This is a genomic window from Leucobacter alluvii, assembly GCF_039530485.1.
GTDB lineage: Bacteria > Actinomycetota > Actinomycetes > Actinomycetales > Microbacteriaceae > Leucobacter > Leucobacter alluvii.
In genome coordinates, this window is sequence record NZ_BAAAOP010000012.1 from 499,134 (window position 1) to 512,849 (window position 13,716).

Below are 13,716 nucleotides of genomic sequence, written 5' to 3' on the forward strand. Positions count from 1 at the left end.
GCTACTGCTCGCCGGCGGTGTCGCTCGATTCGGCGAGCGTCTCGTCGATCAAGGTGCTCAGTTGAGAGGCGCTCGCGAGCTGCCCGAGCACGCGGTGCGCCACTCGACCCTCGCGATCCAGCACCAGGGTCGTCGGCACCGCGTTGAGCGGCACCTGGCCGGCGAAGGCGCGCTGCACGGACCGGCCGCCCGCGTTGTCCATGATCGACGGGTACTCGATGTCGAACTCCTGCGAGAACTGCTGCGCCTGAGCCACCTGATCGCGCGTGTTCACACCGACGAACTGCACGCCCGCATCCGAGTACTCATCGAATGCGGTGACCAGATCGGGGGCCTCGACGCGGCACGGAGCGCACCCCGCGTACCAGAAGTTCACGACCGTCACCTCGCCGGCCGTGTCATCGGAGCCGAACGTCTCGCCGCTCTCGTCCACGCCGGAGAACTCGACAGGATCGGTGCGCTCCGACACCGGGATGCTCAGCGCGGAGCCGTCTCCGGAGACGTAGCCCTTGTCGCTCCCCTCCTGGTACTGCGAGGCGAGGTCGGCGCCCTCGCTGCTGCAGCCGACCAGCACGAGTGCGGCCGAGAGCGTCAGGGTGACAGCGGTTGCGGTGCGTCGCAGGCTCATACGGCTCCTACATCTACGGCGTCGTCGATCAGACCGGCGGCGGGGGTACGGTAGTCGACCTCGAACCAGCGCTCGCCGCGCTTCTCGAAGGTGGTGATGCTCGACAGGTCGCAACGTCGCGATGATGGATTGTGGAACAGGGGTTTTCCGGTGATGTCGAGGTGCGCCATCCAGATCGGCGACTGGTGAGACACCATCACGATGTCGCCATCACGCGTCGAATCCCAGGCGTCGTTCATCGCCGAGCGCACGCGATCCGCGATCTGCCGGTACGGCTCGCCCCAGCTCGGACGGAACGGATTGAGGTAGCGATACCAGTACTGCGGCTTCGTGAAGGCGCGGTCGGCGCCGGAGCTGACCATGCCCTCGAACGCATTGGTCGGCTCGATGATGCGTTCCTCGGTCGCGATCTCGAGGCTCAGCGCACTTGCGATCGGGCGCGCCGACTGCTGCGCGCGCTCCAGCGGCGAAGCGAAGAGCTTGGTGACGACCCGGTCGCTGCCCGCCAACTCGAGTGCTGCGGCCTCCGCCATCTGGTGACCGCGTTCTGACAGGCGGAAACCCGGAAGGCGGCCGTACAGCACGCGATCCGGGTTGTGCACCTCGCCATGGCGCACCAAATGCAGCAGTTTGTCGCTCACGTCTCCATTGTACGTTCGGGGTGTCTGGGAGTTCGGGGCCGAGCGCGGGGAGGGCGGATGTGCGCTCGGGGTCAGGCGCAGGCTCGGGCTCAGGCGAAGGCGGCCTTCCATCTCACTTTGCGGCCCCGTACGGCGCCTTGTGGCGCGACGGCTAGACTGTCCGGGTGACTGAGCGTGTATTGATCAAGGACCTGGCCGCCCGCGAAGACGGCACCGTACGAGTCTCCGGGTGGGTGGAGAAGGTTCGCGACCAGAGGTACGTGCAGTTCGTCGTGCTGCGCGACGAGTCGGGAGCCGTCCAGCTCGTCAACGGCGGCGTGCTGCGCGAGCCGGATCCCGAGAACCCCCGCTCGGACGTGCTCGTGCCCCGCACCACCACGATCTCCGAACTGACCCAGGGGTCGTTCGTGACGGTCACCGGAGAGCTGCAGCACAACGAGCGCGTGAAGCTCGGCGGCGTCGAGGTGCAGATCGAGGAGATCGAGGTCGTCACGGCTTCGCTCCCCGACAACCCGGTCGCCGGCGACTCGAACATCGACGTGCGTCTCGACTGGCGCTTCCTCGACCTGCGCCGACCCGAGCAGAACCTCGTCTTCCGCGTGCAGACCGCGTTCCTGCACGCGCTGCGCCAGGTCTGGGTCGATCGCGGTTTCATCGAGATCCAGACCCCGAAGCTCATGGCGAGCGCCTCCGAGTCGCGCGCCGAGCTCTTCGAGGTCGAGTACTTCGAGGGCAAGGCGTTTCTCGCCCAGAGCCCCCAGTTCTTCAAGCAGATGGCTCAGGCCGCGGGCTTCGGCGGCATCTTCGAGGTGGGGCCCGCCTTCCGCGCCGACCACTCGTTCACGTCGCGGCACGCGACCGAGTTCACCTCGATCGACACCGAGCTGAGCTGGATCGACTCCCCGGAAGACGTGATGGAGCTGCATGAGGAGCTGCTCGTCGCCGGCCTGACCGCGGTCAAGGAGCAGCTCGGCGCTGAGATCGAGAAGCTCTTCGGCATCGAGGTCGAGGTGCCGTCGCGCCCGTTCCCGCGCATCCCCCTCGCCGAGGCGAAGGAGATCGTGAAGGCGGAGGGCTACGAGGTGCCTCGCGCCGACGCCGATATGGACCCGGAGGGCGAGCGCCGCATCGCGGCTCACGTCAAGAAGAAGTTCGGCCACGACTTCGTGTTCCTCACGGACTACGACGCGTCGATCCGCCCGTTCTACCACATGCGCAACGCTGAGAACCCGCAGCTCACGCAGAGCTACGACCTCATCTACCGCGGCACTGAGATCTCGACGGGCGCGCAGCGCGAGCACCGCATCGAGGTGCTCGAAGCTCAGGCCGTCGAGAAGGGCATGGATCCGAAGGAGCTCAGCTTCTACCTCGACTTCTTCCGCTACGGGGTGCCCCCGCACGGCGGCTTCGGCATGGGCCTCAACCGCGTGCTGATGCTCCTGCTCAAGCAGCAGTCGATTCGCGAGGTCACGTACCTCTTCCGCGGGCCGAATCGCCTGCTCCCGTAACCGCGTGCACACCTCGATGGCGCCCTCCGCTCCGGCGGATGGGCGCCATCGTCGTTCACGCGGCCGGCGTCATGCTGCACGTCGGAGGCTGCAAGCCCAGCGCGACCCAGCTGCCGGTGACGGTACGCTGGTTCGAGATCCAGCCCGAGGGATCGCGCGTCTCCACAGAGAGTGTTCGAATCGCTCCCAACGCCGCGTTGAGCAGTCCGCCGATAAGCGTCGTCTCATAGACTCCTGCGACCGGTAGGACAGGTATCGGTGCGGGGGGAAAAACGGATAATGCGGGATCCGGCGGGGGCGTCATCGCCGCTCCCCGCATCGGTCAGCGCATCCGCGCCACCACCACGGAGTCGCTGAGCAGGTGCGCCGTTCCGTCGGGGCCGCGCCCGGAGCGTTCGCGCACTTCTGCGACCTCGACGGTCCACGCGTCCGGGCGCAGCCCGAGGTCCGCGAGCTCCGTCGCGGGCGTCGGAAAGTCCTCGTCGTGATGCGATGACCACTGGGGCGCGGCGGCGTGGGCGATGAGCACGAGCCGCCCTCCGGGGGCCACGCGGCCAGCGGCCGTCCGCAGAATGCGGTCGCGGGGCAGCGCGACCGGTGATTGGAAGAAGCTCGCTGTGACGAGATCGAACGGTGATGCGCTGCCGTCGACGCCGGCCGGATCGTCGCACCACTCGCCGAGGTCTGCGGCGATGAAATGCGCCCGCGCGAGACCCCGCTCCGCAGCCGCGGCCCGCGCCCGGGCGACGGCGGTCGACGAGAGATCGATGCCAGTCGCATCCCATCCGCGCTCCGCGAGCCAGAGCACATCACCGCCTTCTCCGCTTCCGAGGTCGAGGGCGCGCCCCGGCGCCCAGTCATGTGCGAGATCTGCGAGCGTACGATTCACCGCACCGGACCAGATCCGGTCGGCCGAGCCGTACCGCTGCTCCCAGAAGGCCACCGGATCCGACGGCACCGCGCTCGCATCGGTGTGCCCGTGCGCTTCGTCCCCCGAGCGCTGCTCGCCAGGGGCGTGCGGCCCGTGCTGGTGCGCGCCCACCTCAGTTCGCCCCAGCTGCGGCGAGCGCGTAATCCTCATCGACGAGCGCGGCATTCGCCGCTGCACCCGCCATGTTGCCCGCACCCATCACGAGGGGCACGGAGGCCGCGGCGCTCACGACGTTCCCCGCAGCCCAGATGCGCGGGTGGCTCGTGCGCTGCATCGGATCGACCGAGACCGTGAGGCCCATCGGGGTCTCACTGCGGTCGAGCGCGACGCCGGAGAGGAACTGATCCTGCGGCACCATGGCGAATCCCGTGAAGACCGCGTCGATCTCGAACTCCCGCCCGTCGGCGGTGCGCACCCCGCTGACATCGGCACCCGATCCGACGACCTCGACGACCGGTGCCGAGACCAAGCGCACGCCCCGGGCCCGCATTCCGCGTTCGGTATCGGCATCGAGCACGCTGTCGCCGCGCGCGTCGACGAGTCCGGCCGTGAACACGGTGACGTCATCGCTCCACTGCCGCAGCAGTTTCGCCTGGTGCATGCCGAGCGGCGAGGTGGTGATCACCGCGATTCGCCTGCCCCGAACCTCCCAGCCATGGCAGTACGGGCAGTGCAGGACGCTCGTGCCCCATCGCTCCGCGAGTCCGGGGATCTCGGGCAGCACGTCGGTCACACCCGTCGCGACGATCAGAGCCCTCGTCTGCAGCACCTCTCCCGATCCGAGTTCGACGGACATCGAACCGCCCGGGCTGCCGGCCTCCAGGGAAGCGGACGAGGTCTCCCCCTTCGTATCCCGCACCCCGCGCACGTCCGCCTGCCGGAACTCGACCCCGTAGGTCTCGGCCTCGGCGCGTCCGCGTGCGACGAGCTCGAGCGGCGGAGTGCCGTCGAGGCCCAGCACGTTGTGCATGTGAGAGGCGAAGCGGTTGCGCGGTGCGCCCCCGTCGATCACGAGGGTGCGCCGAAGCGAACGTCCGAGCGCCTGCGCCGCACTGAGTCCTGCCGCCCCGCCGCCGATCACAATGGCATCCCATTCAGTATTCGTCATGGTCCCAGCCTCGGGGGAATGTGCAATAATTGCAATCTGATTTGCGATAATGGCAAGGAGCATCATGGATGAACTGCAGCGCCTCGGGCCGAGACTGCGCGCCGCGCGGCAGGATCGCGGATGGACTCTGGAGGACCTCGCGGCTCGGGCCGGGATGTCCACGAGCACGCTCTCGCGGCTGGAATCCGGCAAACGGCAAGCGAGCCTCGAACTCCTGCTCCCCGTCACCCGACAGCTCGGCATCCGCGTCGATGACCTCCTCGACGCTCCGGATCGAGACCCTCGCGTGCACCGCACCACGATTCGTCGCGACGGGATGACGATCGCTCCGCTCACGCGGGAGGCCTCGGAGGTGCGCGCGTTCAAGATCACCTACCACCCCGGAGCTCCCGAGTGCGAGTTGCAGGTGCACGAGGGACACGAGTGGCTCTACGTGCTGTCGGGCAGATTGCGCCTCTCACTCGCCGAGCGCGAGCACGTGCTCGGTCGAGGCGAGGCGGCGGAGTTCGACACGACGGTGCCGCACCTCATGCAGGCCGAGGGGACGACGCCGTGCGAGGTGATCAGCATCTTCAACACGGTCGGCGAACGGCTGCACCTGCACAGCACGTAGGCCGGCGCGACCCTCCACTTCCCCCTTCCCCGCGCCCGCACGCCATGCCGATCAGCGGACCTGCGCGAGGAGCGCCCTGTGGAAGGCCGCGTCGCCCGTGAGCTCCGGATGGAAGGCGATGCCCGTCACCGTACCGAGCCTGCGCCGAGCGTCGCGAGCGCCGATCCTGCCATCCGTGTCGCGCTCGGGCCCCGCGTCCGAGTCGCCCCCGGGCGCCGCCGTCGTGGCGCCGAGCACGCGCCCGTCGACTCGGCAAATCGCGCGAGCGCCGATTCCGACTGAAAGCACCTCCGGAGCGCGGATGAGCGCCGCACGCACGCGGCCGTCCTGCCGCCCGATCACCTCAGCCGCGTCGACCGCGATGTCGACCTCGTGCGACACCAGCTGCGGGCCGAGCGCATTGCGTCGCACGGCGACGTCGAGCACGTCGAGAGATCTCTGAGAGGGTGCCGCATCCCGCACCTCTCGGGAGAGCAGCACGAGCCCGGCGCACGTTCCCAGCGTGGGGAGCCCCTCCGTGATGATCGATCGCAGGCCCTCAGCCATATCGAAGAGGCGGAGCAGCCGATCCTGTGCGCTGGATTCTCCGCCGGGCAGCACGAGCGCATCGATGCGCGGTCCGTCAGCACCCGCGAAGTCGCTCTCGCGTCGCACCAGCACGACGCGCGCGCCGAGCTGCTCGAGCACGTCGCCGTGCTCCGACACGCCCCCCTGCAGCGCGAGCACCCCGACGACGGGTGCCGAGCGGGGCTCCGTCACCACCCTCGCGCGGCCAAGCGGTGCGGGGCGGGCAGGTCGGCGACGTTGATGCCCACCATGGCCTCTCCCAGTCCGCGGGAGGCCTCTGCGATCACGCCGGGGTCATCGAAACGCGCCGTCGCTCGCACGATGGCGGCGGCACGCTTCGCGGGGTCGCCCGACTTGAAGATGCCGGATCCCACGAAGACCCCGTCGGCGCCGAGCTGCATCATCATCGCCGCATCCGCGGGCGTGGCCACCCCGCCCGCGGTGAAGAGCACCACCGGCAGGCGGCCACCGGCCGCGACCTCTCGGACGAGGTCGTACGGCGCAGCCAGGTCCTTCGCCGCGACGTACAGCTCATCCGGACCGAGCGCGGAGAGGCGGGCGATCTCCCCGCGAATGGTGCGGATGTGCTTGGTCGCCTCCGAGACGTCGCCGGTGCCGGCCTCGCCCTTCGAGCGGATCATCGCCGCACCCTCTGAGATGCGGCGAAGCGCTTCGCCCAGGTTCGTCGCCCCGCACACGAACGGAACCGTGAACCGCTGCTTGTCGATGTGGTTCACGTAGTCGGCAGGCGACAGCACCTCCGATTCATCGATGTAATCCACCTCGAGCGCTTCGAGCACCTGCGCTTCGACGAAGTGCCCGATGCGGGCCTTCGCCATCACGGGAATCGAAACGGTCGCTCTGATGCCGTCGATGAGGTCCGGGTCGCTCATGCGCGCCACCCCGCCCTGTGCGCGGATGTCCGCCGGAACGCGCTCGAGCGCCATCACGGCGACGGCACCGGCGTCTTCCGCGATCCTCGCCTGTTCGGGGGTGACGACGTCCATGATCACCCCGCCCTTGAGCATGTCGGCGAGGCCTCGCTTGACGAGGGGCGAGCCGGTGGTCGGAGCTGCGGTGGACACTGATGCCTGGGATTCGGTCATACGCACCAGCTTGCCCGGCCGCATTGGTCTGCCTCAAGGTCCACAAGTGCCAAGTTGCAGGAGACCAATCCTTCGGCCCCGCCGGCTCCTCGATAGATCGGGGAGCCGGCGGTGCGCCTCAGGCCGTCGTGGGTTCACCGATCGAGAGCATCAGGCGGTTCGCCCAGTTGAAGAAGGCGCCCGCCTGAATCGCGTCGAGCAGTTCGAGCTCGGCGAGCCCCACGTCGCGCAGGGCGGAGATCTGGGGCTGCCCGAAGCGCGGCGGCGTCGCCGTCAGAGCGACGGTCGCGTCGACGATGGCGTCGATCCTCGTCGAGATCCGAGCCCCCACCCCTTCGTCGAGCAACCGCTGCACCTCGGCACGATCGGCGCCCTGCTCCGTCGCGAACCGCGAATGCACCGAGGCGCAGAACACGCACCCGTTGAAGCGCGAAGCGGCGGCCGCTGCGAGTTCGCGCTCGGCGCGAGGCAGCCCGGCGTCGGTGTTGAAGAAGATGTCGAGGTCGGTGAGCGTGCGCTCCCGCAGCGCTTCGGGATCACGCGCGAGCAACCGGAAGTACGGCATGTGCACGCGGTCGCGCTGCACGAGCGCGTCGTAGTGCGCCTCGGTGAACTCGGCGACCGGCAGGGGCTCGAGCCACGGCTTCCACCCCAGCACGTCTTGCGTGAAGCGTGCTGGCTCGTCGACACGAGGCGCAGCTGGCAGTGCCTCTGCAGCCGCAACCGGCGCCTGTTCGGTCGACGCCCCTGCACGTTCGCGCGCCACCGCGGCGACGTCGGCGGCGAGCGCCGGGAGGTCTTCGGCGCGCGTCGCCGCGGCGCCGCCGACGCTCTCGCGCAGTTCGCGCAAGCCGTGGGCGACGCGCAGTTGGAACGCGAGGAACGAGATGAGCTGGGAGAGCGTGACGATACCGGTGCTGCTCCATCCGGCGTCGAGCAGCCGACCGAGGCGCTCACGATCGGCGTCGCGCGGGTGGAGCACCAGCATGTGCGCGTGCTCGAGCGCCGCTGAGAGCCGATCGCCCAGCGCATAGGCGGCTTCGACCGAGGCGACGCTGTACTCGGGCCCGGCTTCGCTCTCGGGGGCGTTCTCCGCGCGGAACGCCCCGTACGGGCCCTGCCCGGCAGCGCGCCCGGCTTCTGCGACGATCAGGGGCTCGAGCCCGGCACCACCCCCCGTCTCGCGCAGCAGCGCACCGTAGAACGCGACGGCCTCCGGCTCCTCGTGCAGCCGCGCGACGAACAGCCCGACCGCGGCCCGCTCGGCCAGCGACACCTCAGAGGCGTCGAGCGGCACGAAGAGCGCCTCGAAGCTGCCCTGCGCGTGCTGCTTCGATTCCGGGCGGCGATCGCGCGCCCGATCGAGGGCGTCGCCCGGGGAGATGCCGGTCAGTGCGGCGATGATGTCGGTGTGGACGAATGCGGGAAGGGTCATTGCGGTGGTGCTCCTTCTAGTGTCAGATCTCCCAGTGCCCCGACGACAGCGATGCGCCGGGGATCGCCTCGATGAGGCGCTGGGTATAGGGGTCTTGCGCATTGCTGAACACGTCTTCGGTGCGGCCGTGCTCCACCTGGCGGCCGCGCTGCAGCACGGTCACCGTGTCGGAGATCTGGCGAACGACGGCGAGATCGTGCGAGATGAAGACATAGGTGAGGCTCAACTCGTGCTGCAGGCGCGCGAGCAGTCGAAGAATCTGCGCTTGCACCGTGACGTCGAGCGCCGACACGGCTTCGTCGAGCACCACCAGCTCGGGCTCGACGATCAGTGCGCGGGCGATGGCGACCCGCTGCCGCTGCCCGCCCGACAGCTCGCGGGGGCGACGCTGAGCGAACTCGGCAGGCAGCGAGACGATCTCGAGCGCGTGGGCGACCCGCTCGACGCGATCCGCGCGACTCCCAGTGCCGATGCGGAAGTTCTTGAGCGGCTCGGCGAGCGTCTGCCCAACGGAGAGACGAGGATCGAGCGAGCCGTACGGGTTCTGGTAGACCATCTGCGTGGTCCGCCGGAACTCGCGCAGGCCGGAGCGCCGCAGCTCGGTGACCTCTGCACCGTCGACGCTCACGCTGCCCGCCGTCGGAACGGAGAAGCCGGCGATCGCGCGACCGGTGGTGGTCTTGCCCGAACCCGACTCGCCGACGAGGGCGTGGGTGGTGCCCCGCGCCACCGTGAACGACACCCCGTCGACCGCGACGAAGGCGTCTGAGCCGCGCCCGAACACCTGATGCAGGTCGCGCACTTCGACGAGCGGGGCCGCCGGCGCAGGTGATGCGGGAGTCGCAGCTGCACCGCCGGGAACGGATGCGACAGCGATCGACTCCCGCTCGACGAGCTTGCCGAACGAGGGCGCATCGGCCATGAGCTGCTTCGTGTAATCAGACGACGGCTTCGCCAGTACCTGCGCTGCCGGGCCGGACTCTTGCACCTCGCCTCCGCGCATCACGACCACGCTGTCGGCGCGATCCGCCGCCACCGCGAGGTCGTGCGTGATGAACAGCACGCCCGTTCCCATCTCCTCGCGCAGGCGGTCGATCAGATCGAGCACGGTGCGCTGCACGGTGACGTCGAGCGCGGAGGTGGGCTCGTCGGCGATGATCAGCTCGGGATCATTGGCGAGCGCCGCCGCGATGAGGACGCGCTGACGCATGCCGCCGGAGAACTCGTGCGGGTACTGCTTGGCCCGCTTGATCGGCTGATCGATGCCGACCTGCTCGAGCAGTGCGTGGACGCGGTCGTGCACCTCGTCGCGACTCGGCCGACCGTGGATGCGCAGCGATTCGCTGATGCTCTTTCCGACCGGTTGCACCGGGTTGAGGGAGTTGCCCGGATCCTGCGGAATGAGCCCGATGCATCGGCCGCGCAGGTCGCGCCAGCGCCGCTCGGGAAGGCCGACGAGTTCGGTCGACCCGAGGCGTCGCTCGTTCAGCGTGACGCTGCCGGCGGTCACCCGCCCGTTGGCGGGGAGCAGGCCGATGACCGATTGGGCGACCGTGGTCTTGCCGGATCCCGACTCGCCCACCACGGCGGTGACCTCGCCGGCGCGCACATCGAAACCGATGCCGCGCACGGCGTCGATGTGTCCCTGCCGGGTGCGGTACTGCACGGCGAGATCGCGGATGCTGAGCAGCGGTTCGACGCTCATGCGTTGCCTCCATCGCTGATGGCCCGGCTCAGTCGGTTGCTCGCGAGCACCACGAACACTACGACGATTCCGGGAAGCACGGTCAGCCACCACGAGGTGGCCAGGTAGTTGCGCCCCTCCGCGATGAGCAGGCCCCACTCCGGCGTGGGCGGCGGCGCTCCGTATCCCAGGAATCCGAGCGTCGAGATCTGCAGGATCGCCGAACCGAGCTGCAGCGCGGCGAGCGCGATCACGGCGGTGAGCGAGTTCGGCAGAATGTGCCGCCAGAGCACCCCGAAGAACGTACCGCCGGAGCCGTAGGCGGCTTCGACGAACTCGCTCGCGCGTACGCTCACGACCTGGGATCTCGACAGTCGGGCGAACACTGCGATCGACGTGGCTCCCACTGCGATCGCAGCGTTCGCGGTGCCGAAGCCGAGCAGGATCACGATGCTGAGCGAGAGCAGCAGGGTCGGGATCGCGAGCAGCACGTCGACCACGCGCATGAGGGTCTCATCCACCCAGCCGCCGATGGCGCCCGCGGTGATGCCGATGAGCGAGCCTGCGACGAGCCCGACGAGTACGGCGATCAACGCGGCGCTGATCGACTGCGAAGCGCCGTAGATCACGCGTGCGTAGAGGTCGCGCCCCGTCGCGTCGGTGCCGAACCAGTGCTCGGAGCTCGGCGCCTGCAGTGCCGGCCCGACGCTCGCGGTCGGGTTGACGGAGGTGAACAGCCCGGGGGCCACGGCCCACGCGAGTGCGATGAGCAGCACGAGCGCCGGCACGATGATGCCCGGGCGCCGAAGGGCGCGCCACGACCAGGCGCGCGCCCCGGTCGGCGGCACCGCGCGTGCGGCTGAGACGTCGATCGCGGTCATGCGGTCGCTCCTATCGACTTGCGCGCGGTGCGCTGCCTGAGCCGCGCATCGAGCACGGGGTAGAGCAGATCGACCACGAGGTTGATCGTGACGAAGACGACGGTCGCGATGACGACGACCGCGAGCAGCACGGGGGTGTCTCGGTTGGCGACCGCCTGCGCCGTGAGCGCGCCGATGCCGACGCGTCCGAAGACGGCCTCGGTGACGATCGCTCCGCCCACGAGTTCCCCGAAGAGCAGACCGGCCATCGTCATCGCGGGCAGCAGGGCGTTCGGGGCGACGTTGCGCCACAGCAGCCAACTGGTGCTGGCTCCCCTGGCGCGCACCACCGCGACGAACGGCTGCTCGCTCACCTCGTCGATGCTGCGCAGCAGCACCTGCGCGAGGGGCGCCGCGATCGGGATGGCGAGCGTGATGGCGGGCAGAATGAGCGCCTGCAGCTCGGTCGCTCCGATCGTCGGCACGAGACCGAGCTGGAACGAGAAGACTTGGATGAGCACGATGCCGATCCAGAAGACCGGCAGCGACACGAAGAGCGGCGGCAGGTTGCGGAACGCGCGGCGCAACCAGCTGCCGGCTCCGTAGCTCGCAGTGAACGCGATGACGACCGCCAGGAAGACGGCGAGGATCAGCGCGACCACCGCGAGCGTGAGCGTCGACGGCAGCGCCTCGGCGAGGAGAGTGGAGACCGCCGCCCCGCTCTGCACGGAATACCCGAGGTCACCCTGCAGGAACGCCCCGACCGAGTCGAAGAACCGCACGAGGAATGGGCGATCCACCCCGTAGCTCGCCCGAATGTCGGCGAGCTGCTCGGCTGAGAGCCCGAGGTCGGGGTTGCCGAAGCGTGCCATCACCGCGTCGCCCGGCAGCGCCGCGAGCAGCACGTAGGCGGCGGTGTACGCGAGCGCGAGGACCAGGATCGCCTGGCCGACGCGTCGGAGCAGCGCCGCCCGACTCACTTGCCGAGCTGCACGTCGTAGAAGGAGGGCCTGCCGATCGACTCGGTGGCGAAGCCCTGCACGGAGGCCTGGAGCCCGAAGACCTGGGGCTCCTCGAAGAGCGGCAGCACGTAGGCCTGCTCGGCGATGCGCTGCTGCGCCTTCGCGGATGCGGCGGCGCGCTCCTCAGCCGTCGGCACGGAGGCGATCTCGGCGAGCGCGGCGTCCAGTTCGGGGTCGTGGATGGTCCCGGACTCCGTATCGAGGTTCAGGTTCGCGTTGCGGTTCGTCGAGTAGATCTGCGACTTCAGCACGTCGTAATCCGCGCGGCCGACCATGGAGTGGTAGACCTGGATCGTGTCGGCGTCGAGTCGCGCCTCGTCTTGCGCGGCCTGATCGCCCGGGAAGAGCTCGACCTCGATGCCGAGCTCTGCGAGCTGCTCCTGAATGAGGGTGACGACCTCCTTCGAGCGAGGCTGCGGCAGCGCTTCGTTGAAGGTGATCGAGAGGCGCTCGCCGTCCTTCTCACGAATGCCGTCCGACCCCGGCGCCCAGCCGGCCTCATCGAGCAGCTGCTCCGCCTTCGCCGGGTCGTACTCGTAGAACTCGGAAGTATCCGTGTAGCCGAGAGCGGTCTCTGCGAGGATGCCGGTGGCGAGCGGGTAGTTCTCGGTGAAGAGGGTGCTCACGATCGCCTCGCGGTCGATGCCCGCGATGATCGCCTGTCGCACCTTGATGTCGGTGAGAGGGGCGTGGGCGAAGCGGAAGCTGAGGCTGTTGTTCACTCCATTCGTGGCGGCGTGCACGAGCGCCAGGTTGTCGCCGGCGAACTGCGCCTCGTCGGGTGCTGGAATCGATCGAGCGATCTGCGCCTGACCCGAGGTGACCGTGCCGACGCGCACACTCGACTCGCCGGCGACGATGATGTTCACGGCATCGAGGTGGGCGCGACCTTCGTGCTCGCGCGACTCCGGCGCCCAGTCGTAGTCCTCGCGCACCGCCAGGTCGGTCTGCTTGCCGATCTGCTCGTCCGAGATCACGAACGGCCCGCTGCCGATGATCTCGGTGGCGTTGCCCGGCCCGAACTCCTCGTTCGTGCGGTCGAGGCTCGCGTTCGCGAGCAGGCCGGAGTTGATCGTCGACGTCGCCTGCGCGAATCCAGGAGACGGGGCGGTGAAGAAGAACTTCACCGTGTACTCGTCGATCGCCTCACCGTGGTCGTAGTTGTTGATGGCCTCGGAGATCGACAGCGCGCGGTCGGTGTCGCCCTTGCCGTAGAGATCGAAGTTCTTGACGACGTTCTCCGCGTCGAGCGGTGTGCCGTCGGAGTACGTCACTCCCTCGCGGAGCTTGAACGTGTACTCCGTCGCATCCGCATTCACCTCGGGCAGTTCGCTCGCGATCCACGGCTCGAGCTCGAGCGTCTCGGGGTTCTGGTAGAGCAGGCGATCCGTCACCTGGTTGACCACGCCGCCGTTCGGGTAGAAGCCCGCGGCCGGCGGGTAGAGCGTGTTCCAGGTCTGCGGTTCGAGGTAGGTGAGCGTGCCGCCCTCCTGCGCCGCGCCGTCGCCGGAGCCGCCGCCAGCGTTCGCCGAGCACCCGGTGAGCGCCATCGCGGCTACTGCCATCGTGGCGATCCAGGCGATGCGGTGCTTCTTCATGGTGCTCCTTCTGCG

At 69.1% G+C, this 13,716-nt stretch carries 13 protein-coding genes; 2 read left to right on the plus strand and 11 right to left on the minus strand.

What is annotated here, in order from left to right:
- Position 1: 1 nt before the first annotated feature.
- Positions 2 to 628 (minus strand): TlpA family protein disulfide reductase, encoded by a 627-nt coding sequence (locus ABFX18_RS13500; protein ID WP_090146505.1) that lies wholly within the window; start codon positions 626 to 628, stop codon positions 2 to 4.
- Positions 625 to 1,269, minus strand: coding sequence for a histidine phosphatase family protein (locus ABFX18_RS13505; RefSeq protein WP_200330244.1), 645 nt, complete (start codon positions 1,267 to 1,269; stop codon positions 625 to 627). Before ABFX18_RS13505 ends, ABFX18_RS13500 begins: the two co-directional genes overlap by 4 nt.
- A gap of 164 nt (positions 1,270 to 1,433) precedes the next feature.
- Here ABFX18_RS13505 and aspS point away from each other — a divergent pair, with 164 nt between their 5' ends.
- Positions 1,434 to 2,777, plus strand: a complete 1,344-nt coding sequence (gene aspS / locus ABFX18_RS13510; protein WP_336662759.1) for an aspartate--tRNA(Asn) ligase — start codon at positions 1,434 to 1,436, stop codon at positions 2,775 to 2,777.
- A gap of 322 nt (positions 2,778 to 3,099) precedes the next feature.
- Here aspS and ABFX18_RS13515 read toward each other — a convergent pair whose 3' ends face one another.
- Positions 3,100 to 3,819 carry a class I SAM-dependent methyltransferase gene (locus tag ABFX18_RS13515; protein ID WP_346058600.1) on the minus strand — a complete coding sequence of 240 codons (720 nt, stop codon included), beginning with the start codon at positions 3,817 to 3,819 and terminating at the stop codon, positions 3,100 to 3,102.
- 1 nt (position 3,820) lies between these two features.
- Positions 3,821 to 4,816 (minus strand): NAD(P)/FAD-dependent oxidoreductase, encoded by a 996-nt coding sequence (locus tag ABFX18_RS13520; RefSeq protein ID WP_346058601.1) that lies wholly within the window; start codon positions 4,814 to 4,816, stop codon positions 3,821 to 3,823.
- Positions 4,817 to 4,880: 64 nt separating this feature from the next.
- On the opposite strand from ABFX18_RS13520, the gene ABFX18_RS13525 reads away from it, so the two are divergent.
- Positions 4,881 to 5,429, plus strand: coding sequence for a helix-turn-helix domain-containing protein (locus ABFX18_RS13525; RefSeq protein WP_090146478.1), 549 nt, complete (start codon positions 4,881 to 4,883; stop codon positions 5,427 to 5,429).
- Positions 5,430 to 5,480: 51 nt separating this feature from the next.
- Here ABFX18_RS13525 and pdxT read toward each other — a convergent pair whose 3' ends face one another.
- From pdxT to ABFX18_RS13560, 7 genes are all read right to left on the minus strand, one after another.
- Positions 5,481 to 6,188, minus strand: coding sequence for a pyridoxal 5'-phosphate synthase glutaminase subunit PdxT (gene pdxT, locus ABFX18_RS13530; RefSeq protein ID WP_346058602.1), 708 nt, complete (start codon positions 6,186 to 6,188; stop codon positions 5,481 to 5,483).
- Positions 6,185 to 7,102: a pyridoxal 5'-phosphate synthase lyase subunit PdxS gene (gene pdxS, locus ABFX18_RS13535; protein ID WP_346058603.1), complete on the minus strand. Its 918-nt coding sequence runs from the start codon at positions 7,100 to 7,102 to the stop codon at positions 6,185 to 6,187. The genes pdxT and pdxS overlap by 4 nt, the downstream gene beginning before the upstream one ends.
- Before the next feature lie 118 nt (positions 7,103 to 7,220).
- Entirely contained in the window at positions 7,221 to 8,537 is a 1,317-nt protein-coding gene (locus ABFX18_RS13540) for an alkylhydroperoxidase domain protein (RefSeq protein ID WP_346058604.1), read from the minus strand.
- Between the two features lie 22 nt (positions 8,538 to 8,559).
- A complete protein-coding gene (locus ABFX18_RS13545) occupies positions 8,560 to 10,242 on the minus strand; it encodes a dipeptide ABC transporter ATP-binding protein (protein WP_336662750.1) in 1,683 nt (560 codons plus the stop codon).
- On the minus strand, positions 10,239 to 11,102 hold the full coding sequence (locus ABFX18_RS13550) for an ABC transporter permease (RefSeq protein WP_346058605.1): 864 nt from the start codon (positions 11,100 to 11,102) through the stop codon (positions 10,239 to 10,241). Before ABFX18_RS13550 ends, ABFX18_RS13545 begins: the two co-directional genes overlap by 4 nt.
- Positions 11,099 to 12,061 carry an ABC transporter permease subunit gene (locus ABFX18_RS13555; protein ID WP_090146468.1) on the minus strand — a complete coding sequence of 321 codons (963 nt, stop codon included), beginning with the start codon at positions 12,059 to 12,061 and terminating at the stop codon, positions 11,099 to 11,101. Before ABFX18_RS13555 ends, ABFX18_RS13550 begins: the two co-directional genes overlap by 4 nt.
- Complete coding sequence (locus ABFX18_RS13560) at positions 12,058 to 13,701, minus strand: TIGR04028 family ABC transporter substrate-binding protein (RefSeq protein WP_090146466.1); 1,644 nt, start codon at positions 13,699 to 13,701, stop codon at positions 12,058 to 12,060. The genes ABFX18_RS13555 and ABFX18_RS13560 overlap by 4 nt, the downstream gene beginning before the upstream one ends.
- Positions 13,702 to 13,716: the final 15 nt, after the last annotated feature.

Excerpts from the sequence above, each read along its gene's own strand:
- pdxS (WP_346058603.1), bottom strand. The coding sequence starts at position 7,102 with ATGACCGAATCCCAGGCATCAGTGTCCACCGCAGCTCCGACCACCGGC.
- ABFX18_RS13540 (WP_346058604.1), bottom strand. The coding sequence starts at position 8,537 with ATGACCCTTCCCGCATTCGTCCACACCGACATCATCGCCGCACTGACC.
- ABFX18_RS13520 (WP_346058601.1), bottom strand. The coding sequence starts at position 4,816 with ATGACGAATACTGAATGGGATGCCATTGTGATCGGCGGCGGGGCGGCA.
- ABFX18_RS13525 (WP_090146478.1), top strand. The coding sequence starts at position 4,881 with ATGGATGAACTGCAGCGCCTCGGGCCGAGACTGCGCGCCGCGCGGCAG.
- ABFX18_RS13550 (WP_346058605.1), bottom strand. The coding sequence starts at position 11,102 with ATGACCGCGATCGACGTCTCAGCCGCACGCGCGGTGCCGCCGACCGGG.
- ABFX18_RS13545 (WP_336662750.1), bottom strand. The coding sequence starts at position 10,242 with ATGAGCGTCGAACCGCTGCTCAGCATCCGCGATCTCGCCGTGCAGTAC.
- ABFX18_RS13500 (WP_090146505.1), bottom strand. The coding sequence starts at position 628 with ATGAGCCTGCGACGCACCGCAACCGCTGTCACCCTGACGCTCTCGGCC.
- ABFX18_RS13560 (WP_090146466.1), bottom strand. The coding sequence starts at position 13,701 with ATGAAGAAGCACCGCATCGCCTGGATCGCCACGATGGCAGTAGCCGCG.